Annotated in this window: 10 protein-coding genes; 1 reads left to right on the top strand and 9 read right to left on the bottom strand. The window is 65.3% G+C overall.

Annotated elements, in window-relative coordinates; genetic code table 11:
- Nucleotides 1–36 precede the first annotated feature (36 nt).
- Together L5014_RS13540 and L5014_RS13535 are read right to left on the bottom strand one after the other, a co-directional pair.
- Nucleotides 37–471 (bottom strand): CHRD domain-containing protein, encoded by a 435-nt coding sequence (locus tag L5014_RS13540; RefSeq protein ID WP_238464256.1) that lies wholly within the window; start codon nucleotides 469–471, stop codon nucleotides 37–39.
- A gap of 246 nt (nucleotides 472–717) precedes the next feature.
- The gene (locus L5014_RS13535) at nucleotides 718–1,836 is read right to left on the bottom strand and encodes a porin (RefSeq protein ID WP_238464255.1); all 1,119 of its coding nucleotides are present in this window, start codon (nucleotides 1,834–1,836) and stop codon (nucleotides 718–720) included.
- Nucleotides 1,837–2,296: 460 nt separating this feature from the next.
- On the opposite strand from L5014_RS13535, the gene L5014_RS13530 reads away from it, so the two are divergent.
- Nucleotides 2,297–3,247 carry a LysR family transcriptional regulator gene (locus L5014_RS13530; protein ID WP_238464254.1) on the top strand — a complete coding sequence of 317 codons (951 nt, stop codon included), beginning with the start codon at nucleotides 2,297–2,299 and terminating at the stop codon, nucleotides 3,245–3,247.
- Between the two features lie 251 nt (nucleotides 3,248–3,498).
- Here the strand turns inward: L5014_RS13530 and L5014_RS13525 are convergent, their stop codons facing one another.
- From L5014_RS13525 to L5014_RS13495, 7 genes are all read right to left on the bottom strand, one after another.
- Nucleotides 3,499–8,214 (bottom strand): ATP-binding protein, encoded by a 4,716-nt coding sequence (locus tag L5014_RS13525; RefSeq protein ID WP_238464253.1) that lies wholly within the window; start codon nucleotides 8,212–8,214, stop codon nucleotides 3,499–3,501.
- Nucleotides 8,215–8,233: 19 nt separating this feature from the next.
- On the bottom strand, nucleotides 8,234–8,974 hold the full coding sequence (gene aqpZ / locus L5014_RS13520; RefSeq protein WP_238464252.1) for an aquaporin Z: 741 nt from the start codon (nucleotides 8,972–8,974) through the stop codon (nucleotides 8,234–8,236).
- Between the two features lie 322 nt (nucleotides 8,975–9,296).
- A complete protein-coding gene (locus L5014_RS13515) occupies nucleotides 9,297–9,977 on the bottom strand; it encodes a response regulator (protein ID WP_420800067.1) in 681 nt (226 codons plus the stop codon).
- Nucleotides 9,978–10,072: 95 nt separating this feature from the next.
- Complete coding sequence (locus L5014_RS13510) at nucleotides 10,073–10,720, bottom strand: response regulator (protein WP_238464250.1); 648 nt, start codon at nucleotides 10,718–10,720, stop codon at nucleotides 10,073–10,075.
- Nucleotides 10,721–11,522: 802 nt separating this feature from the next.
- Complete coding sequence (locus L5014_RS13505) at nucleotides 11,523–12,494, bottom strand: threo-3-hydroxy-L-aspartate ammonia-lyase (RefSeq protein WP_238464249.1); 972 nt, start codon at nucleotides 12,492–12,494, stop codon at nucleotides 11,523–11,525.
- A 2-nt stretch (nucleotides 12,495–12,496) separates the two neighbouring features.
- A complete protein-coding gene (locus tag L5014_RS13500) occupies nucleotides 12,497–13,171 on the bottom strand; it encodes a helix-turn-helix transcriptional regulator (protein ID WP_238464248.1) in 675 nt (224 codons plus the stop codon).
- A gap of 86 nt (nucleotides 13,172–13,257) precedes the next feature.
- Nucleotides 13,258–14,361, bottom strand: a complete 1,104-nt coding sequence (locus L5014_RS13495; RefSeq protein WP_238464247.1) for a 2Fe-2S iron-sulfur cluster binding domain-containing protein — start codon at nucleotides 14,359–14,361, stop codon at nucleotides 13,258–13,260.
- Nucleotides 14,362–14,376 lie beyond the last annotated feature (15 nt).

The raw sequence follows: 14,376 nt of genomic DNA, 5'->3' as shown, positions 1-14,376 counted from the left end.
GGGTATGGCTCCTCGCACCGCGTAACCAGCGAATGCTCAATTCGCCGGCAGTACTTGTCCGCGAATCTCGCCAGACGGGTTCTGTTGCGTATGAACGTTGAAATACCACTGACCGGCCATCAGCTCGGTGACCTGCTTTTCGTTGAGCGTCGCGGAACCCTTGATCGGGCTCGCGAGTTCACCCTTCGGAATCGGCACCTGCACGTTCGCGTTCTGGCCGACTGGCGCGGGACCGTGGAAATGCGCAGCCATCACCGGGCCCGACAGGCCTTCGTAAGTGACGGTCCAGTTCAGCGACTTCGTGGATGTGTCGAACGTAGCATTGAGCATGCCGTGACCGTGGCTCACGCGCGGCGGCACTTCGCTGGAAGGTTCGAGATCGGCCTTTAGCGCGACGGTGTCGGCAAACGCGGCACTGGAAGCAAGGACACACAGAGCGAGAGCAAACTGCAGCGGACGAAGCGCTTTCATGGGAGTTCTCCGTTTTGTTGTGGCGCGCTGCGCCATCAGGCGACAGCTACCTCGTCACATGCTAGAACAAATCCGGCAAAGACGTCCGATGCAGCACGATCGCCGGCTGCGAAGGCATCGGAACGAAAAAGCGAATGACGAAAAAAAGAGCGCCGCGAACGGCGCCCTTAACCCAAGTACTACCTTCTACTACTTTACTTCTTGACTGATTCCGCAGCCCGGCCAGAAGCCGGGCCGCCCGCGTCATTAGAAGCGGTGACGGATACCCGTCGTGACGATGCCCTGGTTCTTCGACGAAGAGTAGTTGTCCGAGCCCTGGAAACCGACCTGCGTAATGCCCACCGCAGCCTGGCCGGCGCCCCACACGCCCACGCCCTCGAGGTACACGTCCGTGCGCTTCGAGAGCGAGTAGTCGGCTTGCAGACCGAACTGGTTCCAGTGCGCAGTCTGACCGCCGCCCGTGTTGGAGAGCACCGAACCGTTCGCGTTGGTGTACGCGTACATTGCGCCGATGCCGAGTGCCGGCGTCAGGTTGTAGTGCACGTTGGCTTCGATGTTGTTGTAGCGGATCGATACGTTGTCGCCGTTCAGACGCGATTGCGTGAACACCACGCCACCGACAGCCGGACCATAGGTATAGCTCACGCCACCGCCCCAAACGCGCGTACGCTGGGCGCCCACGCCAAACTGGTCGCCGTTGATCGCGCCATTGGGGTTATTCAGGGCGCCCGCGTTGTTTGCCTGCAGGTAAGCCGCTGCGACTCGCAGGCCGCCGTTTGCATAGTTCGCGCCGGCGCTATACGCGCGGTTGTTCGCGAAGCCCGACTGGTTCGAGAACGCGTATGCGCCACCGAACTGGAAGCCCATGAAGTTCGGGCTGGTGTACTTGATCGCATTGCTCAGCGAGAACGTGGCATTGCCGTTGTCGTTGTCGCCCACGTGCGCCATGTACGTACCGCCCCACGTGCCGACAGCCATGAGCGGGCCGAGATAGTCGACCACGGAGTCGTACTGGCGGCCGAGCGTCAGCGTGCCGTATTGGTCTTGCGTGAGGCCAACGAAAGCCTGGCGGTTGAACATGCCGTTGTTCACGCTATTACCCATGCGGCCGTTCGCGATGTTGAAACCGCTTTCGAGGGTGAAGATCGTCTTCAGGCCGCCACCGAGATCTTCCGCGCCGCGCAGGCCCCAACGGCTCTGCTGAAGGTTGCCGCTGCCCAGTGCGTACTTGGCACCGTCATTCACGTTGGTCGTGTAGGTGAAACCGGCATCGACGATACCGTAGAGCGTCACGCTGCTTTGCGCGTACGACGCCGATGCGAAAGTCGCGGCAACTGCGGCCGCGATAGCCAGACTCTTTTTCATATGCTTCCTTCGATGCAAAGCCTTTCGGCAAAAAGTAGACGCCGCCAGCAACACGCCGGCTCGCTTGATCCCCCGGCGCCGCGAACCTGGCGCCGTATTGATTTGCAGGCCAAAGTTTATGGGTGTCACTTTTAGGCCAGCCATCCCGCTTCAGGACAAAAGCTTTTTCGAAGAAGTCGAATACTGCCGTGGAGTTCCCGGCAATCGCTTGACCGTCAACGCACGCGCCTAGTCTCAAATTCACACGTACAGGCCATCCCCCTGCACTATCCCGATATAGCGTTGCCACGAGACAACACAATTAATTCGAGACAAATAGCGGTTTAGGAACAATCTCATTCCCGATGGCATTCCCTGTCGGTACTATCCGGCAACGTTCGCGTCGCAGTCCTGCGCCGAGCCTCGTCTGTATGGAAACGAACATCGCCCCAACGCAGAAAATCCCGTCAGTCCCATGTCGATGCGGCCCAAAACAATCAATCAGCTCCAGGCGATGCGCGTGTTCGTGAGCGTCGCCGAACACGGCTCGTTCGGTCGTGCCGCCGCAAGTCTCAGTCTTTCGAACGCCGTCGTCACGCGCTATGTCGCGCTGCTCGAAGCGCATCTCCATACACGCCTCATCAACCGCAATACCCGCAGCATTTCACTGACCGAAGCAGGCAGCGCGTATGCCCAGGCGTGCCGGCATATGCTCGAAGATCTGGAGCGCGTCGAAACGCAGATCGCGCACGGCGTGTCTGTGCCTTCGGGCACACTTCGCGTGGTCGCGCACGCTTCGTTTTCGCTGCATGACCTCACGCCGCTGCTCAAGCAATATCTCGCTGCATTCGCGCAGGTCCGGCTTACGCTCACGCTGCTGCATCGCCCCGTCGACCTCATCGAAGAAGGCTTCGACGTGGGCATTGTCGCGCCGCGCCAGGTCAGCGGCGGCACGTTGATCCGGCGCCCGCTCGTCACGGTCACGCCGGTTGCGGTGGCTTCGCCCGCCTACCTCGACGGCCGCAGCGTGCCGGCGCATCCGGCCGAACTCGCGCACCATACGCTGCTCGCTCCGTCCGCCGACATCCACGGCAACGAATGGCAGTTCGCGAGCGCGGAAGGCGTGTGCGAGGTGGTACGGATCGAGCCGGCCTATGCCGTCAACAATTCAGTGATGCTGCGTCAGGCGGCACTGGCTGGCATGGGCATCACTATCCTGCCGGAGAATCAGGTGGACACCGATCTGGTGCAGGGCGCCCTCGTGCGCGTGCTCGACGATTACGAGATCCGCGACGCCGATAAAGAGCTCTCGCTCGTCTATCCGGGTCGACGCCACGTGCCCGCGAAAACGCGCACGTTTGTAGATTTCACTGTCGAGTGGTTCCGCAATCCGGATATTTCTTTGCCAGATGATTATCGACACATCCGGTAATAATTAATTGATCGGTTTTGCCTCGATTTCTGGCGGCGCACGAACTATGATTTCTTTTGCGAGAAGTGACTCTTCATCGAAGGGTCTCCAAACTTGAACGCGGCTTCGGCCGCGTTTTTTTTCGCTGTTTTTTGTACCCATGGTCCAATTAGAGCGCGCGGGTCTCTAGCAGACCTTAGCGAACTCTCGTACTTTTCTGGCAGAACTGCCAGCTTCACGCCCGGCGTGAATGCGCCAAGCCTGAGGTGCACTCAGGCAAGCAACGCGGCCTGCTGCTCGATGCCGTCGAGCATCGCGTGGCAAGTGCGTACGAGCGCGAACCCTTCCGCGCGCAATTGCTCGGGCGTATGAGTGTTCATGTGAGCGCGCCAGGTTTCGAGCACGGCGAGCAACGCCGGATAATGCAGCACGCCAACCGCGCCTGCGAGCCGGTGATGCCATTCGCGCAGGCGCGCGATATCGACGTCCTCGAGCAACTCCGGCAACAGATCCAGATCGTCGCGCATCGCGCTGACGAACGACCCCAGCAACGTCTTCACCGTCGCCTCGCCGCCCCACACCTGGATCATGTGCGCGAGATCGAGCGGATCGGTCTCGTCTGTCTCGCCGGCGTCGCACGGGCCCGCACTCTCGTCGCTTGCTCCGGCGCCGTCGCGCGGGCCCGGCGTGACCTGCTCCTGCGCGGCGCGAAGCGCGTTCTCCACGCCGAACCAGCGCGCGAGCTGGTCGCGCAGCGTGGCGACACGCGTGGGCTTGATGAGGCACTCGTCCATGCCTGCCTCGCGGCACAAGCGCAAGTTTTCGGGCGCCGTGTTCGCCGTGATGGCGAGAATCGGCAGACGCGGCGTCCCGCCTGCGGTCCGGCCCTTCCTGCGCGCCTCAGCCGCTTCGATCTCGCGCACCCGCCGCGCGAGGTCATAGCCCGATACATTCGGCATATGGCAATCGGTAATCAGGCAGCCGTACCGCTCCTTCTCCAGCGCCTCGAGCGCTTGCGCGCCATCGTCGACCACGTCGCACGCGAAGCCGAGCAGTGCGAGCTGATGACGGATCAGCTCCTGATTCACCGGGTGATCCTCGGCCACGAGAATCAGGCGCCCCGCCGCACGCTCCTTCTCGCGATCGGGTGCCGCGAGCGCCGTCTCCGCCGCCAGCGCGGGCCGCGCAGCGACCGTGGGGAGGCCAGTGAGCGCCATCGCACACGCCGCTCCCAGGCCACGCCACGAAAGCGGATTGATGCTCACGCGCACCCCGCACTCCGCCACCCGGTAACCGCTCGGCTTGGGATTGTCCGTCAAACGAACAACCGGCACGCCAAGCCCATCGAGCACACCCGCAAGCGTCTCCGGAACGAACACCAGATCGACACCGTCGTGCACCGCCAGCTCGTGCATGGCGGCCAGGCCGCGCGGGCCGGACTCGATACGCGTCATCTTCATGCCGAGCGACACGCCGAAATGCATGAGCGCGCCGGCCACGCGGGCATCGTCGCATACCACGAGCGCGCGCTTGCCGCGCAGGGCATTCGCGCGACAGGCCCGTGCTTCGAGCGGCAATTCGATATGCAGCTTGAGACGGGTGCCCCGGCCGATTTCGCTGCGCAACTCGAGCGTGCCGCCCATCAAGGCCGCGAGCTTGCGGCTGATCGTCAGGCCCAGTCCCGTGCCGCCGAAGCGCCGTGTAGTGGATGTTTCCGCCTGCACGAACGGCTCGAAAAGCTGCGCCTGCGCTTCGGGCGCAATGCCGATGCCCGTATCGGCCACCGTAATCGAGACGCGCTGGCGCGGCGGCTTGCCGCGCGGTCCCACCACGTCGCGCGCCGTCACGCTCACGCTCACTTCCCCGTGCGGCGTGAACTTGATCGCGTTGCTGAGCAGATTGAACAGAATCTGCCGCAGGCGCACGCTGTCGCCGCGCAGCAGCGCTCCCACGGCGGCTCCGACGTCCACGCGCACCTTGAGTCCCTTCTCGTGCGCCCGCCCCGCGAGCAAGCCGACGGCGTTGTCGACGAGTTCGCGTATGTCGAACGGCTCCGAGGCAATCGCGAGGCGCCCGGCCTGGATCTTCGAGTAATCGAGCAGGTCGTCGAGGATCTGCAAGAGTGCGCCGGCCGACTCCTGCACCATGCCGACCATCTGCGTCTGATCGGAATTGAGCGGCGTGCGCTCGAGCACCTCCACGAGGCCGAGCACGCCATTCATGGGCGTGCGGATCTCGTGGCTCATCATCGCGAGAAAGTCGTCCTTGGCAAGCGAGGCCGCCTCGGCCAGGTCGCGCGCGCGCGCGAGCTCGTCGGCGCGTGCGTGTTCGACATTCGCGTCCACGGCGTAGCCGCTCCAGACGACCGAGCCATCTTCCGCGCGCCGCGGCACGAACTCCGCGCGTACCCAGAGCAGCCCGGCCGCGCCGTGGAAGCGGAACTCGGTGTTCACCGGCGTGAGCAAACGCGCCGAGCGCTCGAGCGCCGCGGCAAGCCGCGCGCGGTCGCGCCGGTTCACGCGCGCGAGGTCGAGCGCGCTCGCGCGCATGAGCTGTGCGGCGGCGGCACCGAGCAGGCGCTGCGTGTCGCCGCCGAGGTACGGGAATGCGTAGCGGCCATCGGAGCCGCGCCGCAACTGGAACACGATCGCGGGCAGCGAGCGCGTGACGTCCGAGAGCAGCCGCTCGGACGCGCGCGCACGCATCTCGGCGCGGCGAATGTCGGTGATGTCGATCATCGTGCCGAGCACGCACAAGGGCGCCGCGCGGGCATCGCGACACAAGCGCGTCCAGAAAATGCCGTGGCGCTTTCCGGTGTCGGGGGCGCCGGCGCTGCCGGGGCCGTCGAACACGAACTCGACGCGCTGGCCCTTGCCCTCTTCCAGCGTCTTTCTATAGAGATCGTCCACGCGCAGGCTGTTTTCCGCGCCCCACGCCGCCACTGCGGTGCCCGTGCGGCCAAGCACCTCGCCGCGCCGCACGCCGGTCATCTCCTCGTATGCGCGGTTCACCGCGAGATAGCGGTTTTCGAGGTCGCGCACGCCAAGCGGATACGGAATCATCTCCGTCATGGTGTCCTGCAGCTCGACCTGCTTCGCGAGCACCTGCTCGGCACGCCGGCGGCGGCGCATTTCGCGCTGCAAGAGCACGTAGGCCCGCAGCGTGATTAGCAGCACCACGCCGAACGCGATCAGCAGCGGCAAGAGCCTGAGCGCATTGACGCTCCACCCGCCGCTGCGCTCGGCGGCCACCGCCGTCCAGCGGTTGCGAATCTCCTGCTGCTCGACGGGCGACATCGCGTCGAGCGCGCGATCGATGAGCGTCTTGAGCCGCGCGAGGTCGGTGCGCACCGCGAAGGCCATCGCCGCATCCGTGCCGATCGCACCCACCACCTTGAGCGATTCGAGGTATTCGCGACTGAGCGGCTCATCGAGTGCCGCCGCGTCGCCCACCAGCAGGTCTGCGTCGTCGCGCTGGACCAGCGCAAGCCCTTGCGCGAGCGTGGCGGCGCGCACCGTATGAATGGGTTGTGCCTCGCCAAAAAGCATGTGTGCCGCCGGCGCATGCGGCGCCAGCACCACGCGGCGCCCGGCGTAATCGCTCAGGCTGCGCGCCATCGGTTCGTCGCGGCGGCCGACGATCACGAGCGGATAGCGCTCGAAGGCCTGGGTATAGAGCGTGGCGGCCGGCAATCCCCCATCGCCCACCGTGGTCGCGAGCATGGCAAATTCGCCGCGCCGGAACGCGTTATCCGCATCCAGCCAGTTGGGCGCCGGCACGCGCTCGAATGTCACGCCCAGCTTGCGGCTCAGATAATCGAGGTAGTCGTTCGCCATGCCCGAGACATAGCCGCGACGGCTCGCATGACTAAAAGGCAGCCAAGCCGAGTCGACGCCCACCTTCAACGGCGGCAGCGAGCGCAGCCATGCGCGCTCGCCGGCATCAAGGACGAACGGCGGCGAATGCCGCTCCGCGCCCTGTCCGGCGCCCCCGGCAGTATCTAGCCAGCGCGCACGCAATGCAGCCGCCACAGCCGGCCGCACGCCGCCCGCGGCCAGGTTCAGTTGATCGCGCAGCGCTACCTTCGAAACCGGCACCGCGAAGCGCAGTTCGCTCACCCGGATGCGCTCCTCGTAGGCGACACGCAGCCCGCGGTACTCGTCGTGGTGGCTGAGCTGATAGCGCACGACAGGAGCGAAACCCGCATAGACATCGGCACTGCCCTGCGCGACGGCGTGCATGGCCGCGCCAGTGTCGGTGAACGAAAGAATTTCCGCTTGCGAAAAGCGCTCTCGCAATAGCGATTCGAGAACATAGCCGTGTTCGACGGCGATGCGCGCGCGGGCAAAGCGGCCGGCCGTGGTGGCGATCGCCTCGTTGCCCACGCGTGTGACGAACGCGACATGGCCGCTCAGATAAGGCACCGTGAACGCGAGGCAGCGCTCACGCTGCGTGTTGCGCGCAAGGCTCATGACCACGTCGACTTCAGCAGCGCACGCGCCCGCGAGGAGCGCGGTCATATTGGGGTAGACGCGCGGCACGAGCCTCACCTGAGAGCCGACGATGAGCCGCAGGTAGTCGGCGCTGAAGCCGCTCAAGGTGTTGCCCTCAAGCACCTCGAGCGGCTGCCAGCCTCCCGCGACCACGCCGACCGTGAGTACCCGTGGAAACACGCCCGGCTCGTCCGCCATGGCTGGGGAGTCGGCCGCCGGGCCCGATTGGGGCGATGCGTGCACGGGTGGTTCGCCGGACATCGCCGCTCCGGTTTGCTGAGCGCGCGCGGGACCGCCGATCGCCAGGCAAAACAGGAAGCACGCGAGCATCGCAAAGCGGAGCGCTTGCGCGAGCGCGCAATAGGTGAGATATGACCAGGACTGCTTACAAGACAGGCGCTGCGGCGAGCGTGGCATGCGCGGCCGCACGGTCGGCGCAATCAGTGCAACCAGCGCAATGGGCACAACCGGTCGATCGGGCAACGTCGCTTTCATAGAGGCTTCGGTGCGGCGCTCAAGCGTCGCCGAGCGCCCCACCCGCGCTCGCATCCGGATACGAGCGACGTCGCATCATCAACCTGTGACAAACACCTGCAATCATGCCGCCCAGCATCGGCGCGGCCCAGAAAAGCCAGAGTTGATCGAGTGCCCAGTCGCCAACGAACAGCGCGGGGCCCGTCGAGCGCGCCGGATTCATGCCGCCGTTGCTCACCGGAATCGCGATCAGGTAGATCGCCGCGAAGCACGCGCCCAGCGCTGCGGGGGCTGACCCGCGACGTTGCGGCGAATCCGACACGACGAGATGAACGAGCACGAATGCGAACGTCATGATCGATTCGATGACCAACACCGCGGCGAACGTGTATTCGGAAGGCGAATGCTCACCGTAGCCGTTGCTGCCGAAGTCCGAGACCACGAAGGCGAAGCCCGGCCGGCCGCTCGCAACGGCGGCGAGCAGCGCCGCCCCCGCGAGCGCACCCACGGTCTGCGCGGCGACATAGGGTGCGACGTCACGGGCGGGAAAGCGGCCTGAAATGGCATAGCCGATGGTGACGGCGGGGTTGAAATGCGCGCTCGACACCCGCCCCGATGCATAGCTCGCGACGGCGAGCGCGAGGCCGAATGCCGCCGCCATGTCAAAAACGTTCCAGCCCTGTGCAGGCGCGCTGGCATTGAGCGCGGCGCTCGCACAGCCCACGAACACGAGCCACGCCGTGCCTGCGCCTTCAACCGCCAAACGCCTACCGAGCTTCATTGTCGTGCCTCCGTGCCCTGCCGGTCCGACCTGCAACCCGGTGCGCAACCCTCTTGCAGGCATACCTGCGGCGGCATGCGCAGCGGCTCGCCAGCGATGTCAGAGGGGGAATCGAATGAGAGTCGCGCTGTGCGACTATTCGCGCGTCGAGTGGGAAATTATGATCAGACGACTCTCATCGCCGGATAGGACAACTCTTAAAATTCGGATGGCATGACAGGATGCGGCGGGGCGGATTCCGACAGACGACGGCGCGGGTCGCCTGTCGGCTCCGTCTGAACCGCCTCGCAAACTGCGAGCGTTGCGCGCGCACGCACTTTCTTCAGGACGTCTCGTCCTGGACGACGCCGCACTCGATCGCGAATCGATACAGCTCGATGTCGCTGTTGAGCGAGAGCTTTTTCATGGCCGCGCACTTCTGCGCACTGATGGTTTTGACGCTGCGCCCGAGCAGGCTGGCAATTTCGGTTACGCCGAGCCCACCGGCATAGTGCGTGAAGACTTCGAACTCGCGCCGCGACAGCACCTGATGCACGTGTGCCCGTCTCTGCGCACGCGACGCCTTTTCCAGCAGGTCGCGCACCACCGGGCCGATGTATTGCTCGTGCGCCATTGCCGAGGCGATGGCGACAGGAATCAGGTCGATGCGGTCGCGCTTGCTGAGCACCGCCTCGACATCGAGCTCAATTGCGCTGCGCAGCGCCGCGGCATCGTTTTCCATGGTGAGCACGACGACCGGCTTGCCCGCATACTCGCGCTGAAAGCTGCGGATCGCATCGTGCCCCTCCTCGCGCCCTTCGCCGGGCATGTAAAGATCCATCAGCACGAGGTCGAACTCGTGCCGTGCGGCTTCCTGAAAGAGTTGCGCCACCGATTGCGCGCGCGCGACGATCCGCATGTTCGGCAGCGTGGCGATCAGGTTGTCGAGCGCGAACAGCACGAGCGGATGGTCGTCGGCGACGATGACACGCACGGGCAGCGCCCGGTCGCCGACGTCCGGCAGCGCCAGCTCCTGCAGGCTGCGCACACCGCTCTCGCGGCCGAACTCCGACTTCAGGTGAGCGGGCCAGACACGGGACCGGGTGGTCGACGGCGAGCTCATAGGAGTCCGTGAGCCCGCACGAAGGCGAAAAGGCCTGCGTCGTTGTTCACGCCCAGCTTCGCCATGGCGTCGCGCTTCTGGCGGCTCACGGTACGCACGTCCCGATCCAGCGCGCGCGCGATTTCGGTGATCGTGCGGCCGTGGACGAACTGCCGGACCACTTCCGATTCGCGTGGCGACAGGCGCGGTGCACGCGTGCTTTCCGCGCGCTCCGTTCCCGTGGCGGCGAGCTCCTCCAGGATCGGGGGGCTCACGTAGCGCTGGCCGCTGCCCGCGCCGCGCACCGCGCCGGTGAGCTCGTCGATGGGCTCGCTCTTGCGAATGAGCGCCGTCACGCCCGCGTTCATCACGGCGCGCAGGATCGCGACGTTCGTAATGCTGGTCAAAACGACGATGCGGCACTGCGGCCAGTCGCGGCACAGGCGCCGCACGAGATGCAGACCGTCTTCCGCCTGACCCGTGTCGCCGGGCATGGTGAGATCGGTCAGCACGATGTCGCATGGCACGCATTCAAGTGTGCGCAAAAGCGCACCCGGTCCAGACGCTTCGCCGACGACCTCGATGCCTCCCGCAGCTTCGAGCGCGGAGCGAACGCCCAGCAGGACGAAAGGATGATCGTCGGCAAGGACGACTCGTAGTTTCAAGTTGGCTCTCACTCGATGTAGTAGGGATATCGGTTCGGCCTATGCGTGCCCGATCTTGCAGCCGGGCCTCATGATGCCTGTATTGCGCGAGGCGCAATCTTTCTGGAGCCGTCATCTGAACATCGATTAAAGATTCTCTGAATCAGAGATTTCCGAAACGTCAAACCCTTCTTTAACTGCAATCATTGATTCAGTTATGCGAAGCAAATTAGAGACTTCTCATCGGAGTGCATTGCACGTCGTTAGATATGTCGGACAATGCCGCGTGTAGCGACGGTCAACATACCGCACGCACCGTCGCGTGTTCCTTTACCTTGTGCGAATGTGCGGCAGCTTCGCCGACGGCATCTGACGGAGACGATATGCGCGCAAATGCAGGCCACGTCAGCGCCGCGCATGCGGCTGCTCCAAGCCAGACGGGCGTCCGCTCCAGACGCGCATGCATGCTGCGCGGAGTTGCACCGCTACGAGCACCGCGCCAATTGCAGCGCTGCCAGCATGGACGAAGTCGTGCAGGAAGACGCTTGCGAACGAGATCACCGCGACCTGCGGCATGCACAGCGCCGCGATACCCGCCACCATCGGCCATACCTGAGCATTCGAATTCCACCTGCTGCCGGGGCGCCCAGGCGAGAGCGAGCACGCGACGAACGCGCGCGCGGCGCTCGCAGCATTGCTCAGCTAGCGCGCGGCGCGCTTGGCTCGGGTGGCTCGGGTGACGCCGCGCCGGGAGGTGCATAAAGCGCCCTCCTTGGCGCCACGCATGCGCGGCCTGCACGTCAAGCCGTGCGCCACGCTCAGGTCATGACTGCGCGCCCGTCAGCTCCGCGAAACGCAGCAGATCGACATTGCCGCCCGAGATCACGATGCCCACGCGCTTGCCGCGCACATCCACTTTGCGCTGCAGGACAGCCGCCGCGGCGAGGCAACCCGTAGGCTCGACCACGAGCTTCATGCGGCTCGCGAAAAATTTCATCGTCTCGACCAACTCCACGTCGCTCACCGTCACGATCTCGCTCACGCGCTCGCGGATCACCGCGAACGTATAGCCACCCAGATGTTGCGTCTGGGCGCCGTCGGCGATCGTCTTCGGCGTGTCGATGTGGACAATCGAGCCCGTCTGCAAGCTGCGCTGGCCGTCGTTGCCCGCCTCGGGCTCGACGCCGATCACCGTGCAGCGCGGTGCGAGCGCATGCGCGGCCGTCGCGCAGCCCGAGAGCAGTCCGCCGCCGCCCAGCGGCGTGAGCAGCACGTCGAGCTCGCCCGCGTCCTCGAATAACTCCTTCGCCGCCGTGCCCTGCCCCGCCATCACGTGCGGATGGTCGTAGGGCGGAATGAGCGTGAGGCCGCGCTCGGCAGCCAGGCGCCGGCCGAGCGCCTCACGGTCTTCGGTATAGCGGTCGTAGAACACGACTTCGCCGCGATAGCCGCGCGTCGCCTCCACCTTCACCACGGGCGCGTCCTGCGGCATCACGATCACGGCCTTCACGCCCAGCAGTTGCGCCGAGAGCGCGATAGCCTGCGCATGGTTGCCCGACGAGAAGGTGATCACGCCGCCCGCCCTCTGCTCCGGCGTGAACTGCGCGATGGCGTTATACGCGCCGCGAAACTTGAAGGCACCCATGCGCTGGAAGTTCTCGCACTTGAAGAACAGCTCCGCGCCCGCGAGCGCATTCGCCGTGCGCGAGGTCATAGCAGGCGTGCGATGCGCGACGCCGCGAATACGCTCGTGCGCGGCAGCCACGTCATCGAAGGAAATCGGCAGGGTGCTCATGGTCATTGCTCGCTGGGTAGGTAGGTGTAGACGGTCGAGCGCGCCACGCCGAGCGTGCGCGCCACTTCAGCCAGCGCGTGGCGCAGGTTCAGGTGGCCGCTGTCGGCCAGTTCGCGCACCGCTTCGCGGCGCTGCGCGAGCGTCATGCCGATGGGCGTGGTGTTGCGTGCGGCGGCGAAGCGCTCCAGCGCGGCGCGCACGCTCTCGCGCGCCTCGCCGCTGCCGCGTGGCGTCAGCGTTTCCGCGACAGGTGCGGCCGCAGCGGTCTGCATGAGCTGCCCCAAGCCAGCCGTGACCGCGCCAAGCAGCGAAACGTCCATGTTCAGGCAGATGGCCGCGACGTACTCGCCCGCGCTGTTCTTCAGGCCGATGGACGTGCTCTTGACCGGGCGTCCGTCGGGGAAGCGATTCGGATAATTGGCCACGACTTCGGGAAAGCCGGCATCGGTAATGCGGGCAAGGCCCATTTCGGTGGCTGCATCGCCGATCTCGCGACCCGAGAGATTATTCGAAATCGCGACCACCGAATGCTCGGGCGCCGTGAGGTCGTGCAACACCACCTCGACGAGCGGCGCAAGCGTCTGGCCGAGTGCCTCGACAATCTTGCGGCCTTCGCGCAGAAGGAGCCGGTCTTCGCTGGATTGCTCGTCGCGGGACGCTTTGGGATGTTTCGCCATGCCTGACATTTTGACATTTAATGACTTAATGTCAATAAAAAACCTCGCCCGTGGGCGAGGTTCAAGGCAAAACACGAGGCTATGCGTCAGACCGCGAAGCGCTCGCTGGCGAATTGCGCGGCGGGCACGCCTGCCGCCATCGCCACCGCCTGTGCAGCGCTCACCATGCCGGGCGGACCGCACACATAGAGATCGGGCGACGCATTGGGTGACGTATTGGCCGCCGTATTGGGCGACGTATTGGCCGACGTATCGGCCGACGCGAGCGCGACTTTCAGCGCCTCGACCGGCGTGCCACGAAAGCCTCGCCGTGCGTCTTGCCCGTCGCTGCCCTCGTCCTCGTCGCCGCCCTCGCCCTCGCGCACGCAAAGCTCGACTCGCAACTGCGCAAGCTCCGACTGCAACCGATCGAGCTCATCCACCATGAACAGCTCGCTCGCGCGATTCACGCCGAAAAAGAGACGTGCGTCGTTCATCTCCTGATACTCGGCCATGCGGCGCAGCATCGAGAGCACCGGGGCGAGCCCCGTGCCGCCCGCGACGAACCAGCGCGGGCGCAGACTCTCGGCGAAGAGGCCGAAGCCGCCCTGCGGTCCGTGCACGATGAGCGCGTCGCCCACCTTTGCATGCTCGCGCAGGTATGACGAAAACACGCCGTCCGCGCGCAGCCGGATCAGCAGTTCGAGCCGCCCGTCCCAGTTGCTCGTATTGGCGAGCGAGAACGGCCGGCGCACACCACTTTCGGGCAACTCCAACTCGACGAACTGCCCCGCTTCGAACTCGGCGGCACTGCCGTAGGCGTCGTCGGGCTCGAGTTGCAGTTCGACGCGGCGCGTGTCATCCGCGATCGTCTCCAGTGCGGCGATGCGCGCGCGCCGCACTGCTACCGGCTGCAGCAGCACCTTCGTGCCGTCGTACGGCGCGGCAATGCGCAAGTCGCTTTGCGGCGTCGTGCAGCACAACAGGACCGCGTGCGGATCGCCGGGCAGCAGCGCGTCCGCGCTGTGCGCGCCGAGCGTGTACTCGCCTTCGGCAACGCTCGCGTAACACGCGCCGCAACTGCCACGCCGGCACTGCGACGGCAGGGTGATCTGCGCCGCCGCGGCCGCCGCCAGCACGTCCTGTCCAGGCTCGCACGCAAACTCGAATGCCTGGCCGTCGCGCGTAGTGATTTCAATTCGATGACTCATGAATACCTCAGCGCT

Source organism: Paraburkholderia tagetis, assembly GCF_022213065.1.
GTDB classification, from domain to species: Bacteria; Pseudomonadota; Gammaproteobacteria; order Burkholderiales; family Burkholderiaceae; genus Paraburkholderia; species Paraburkholderia tagetis.
Note: the sequence above shows the minus strand (reverse complement) of the source record. Positions and strands in the feature narration are given on the sequence as shown.

Bases quoted from the DNA above. Each gene is read 5' to 3' on its own strand.
- L5014_RS13540 (WP_238464256.1), bottom strand. From the start codon at position 471: ATGAAAGCGCTTCGTCCGCTGCAGTTTGCTCTCGCTCTGTGTGTCCTT.
- L5014_RS13535 (WP_238464255.1), bottom strand. From the start codon at position 1,836: ATGAAAAAGAGTCTGGCTATCGCGGCCGCAGTTGCCGCGACTTTCGCA.
- L5014_RS13530 (WP_238464254.1), top strand. From the start codon at position 2,297: ATGCGGCCCAAAACAATCAATCAGCTCCAGGCGATGCGCGTGTTCGTG.
- L5014_RS13525 (WP_238464253.1), bottom strand. From the start codon at position 8,214: ATGAAAGCGACGTTGCCCGATCGACCGGTTGTGCCCATTGCGCTGGTT.
- aqpZ (WP_238464252.1), bottom strand. From the start codon at position 8,974: ATGAAGCTCGGTAGGCGTTTGGCGGTTGAAGGCGCAGGCACGGCGTGG.
- L5014_RS13505 (WP_238464249.1), bottom strand. From the start codon at position 12,494: ATGAGCACCCTGCCGATTTCCTTCGATGACGTGGCTGCCGCGCACGAG.
- L5014_RS13500 (WP_238464248.1), bottom strand. From the start codon at position 13,171: ATGGCGAAACATCCCAAAGCGTCCCGCGACGAGCAATCCAGCGAAGAC.
- L5014_RS13495 (WP_238464247.1), bottom strand. From the start codon at position 14,361: ATGAGTCATCGAATTGAAATCACTACGCGCGACGGCCAGGCATTCGAG.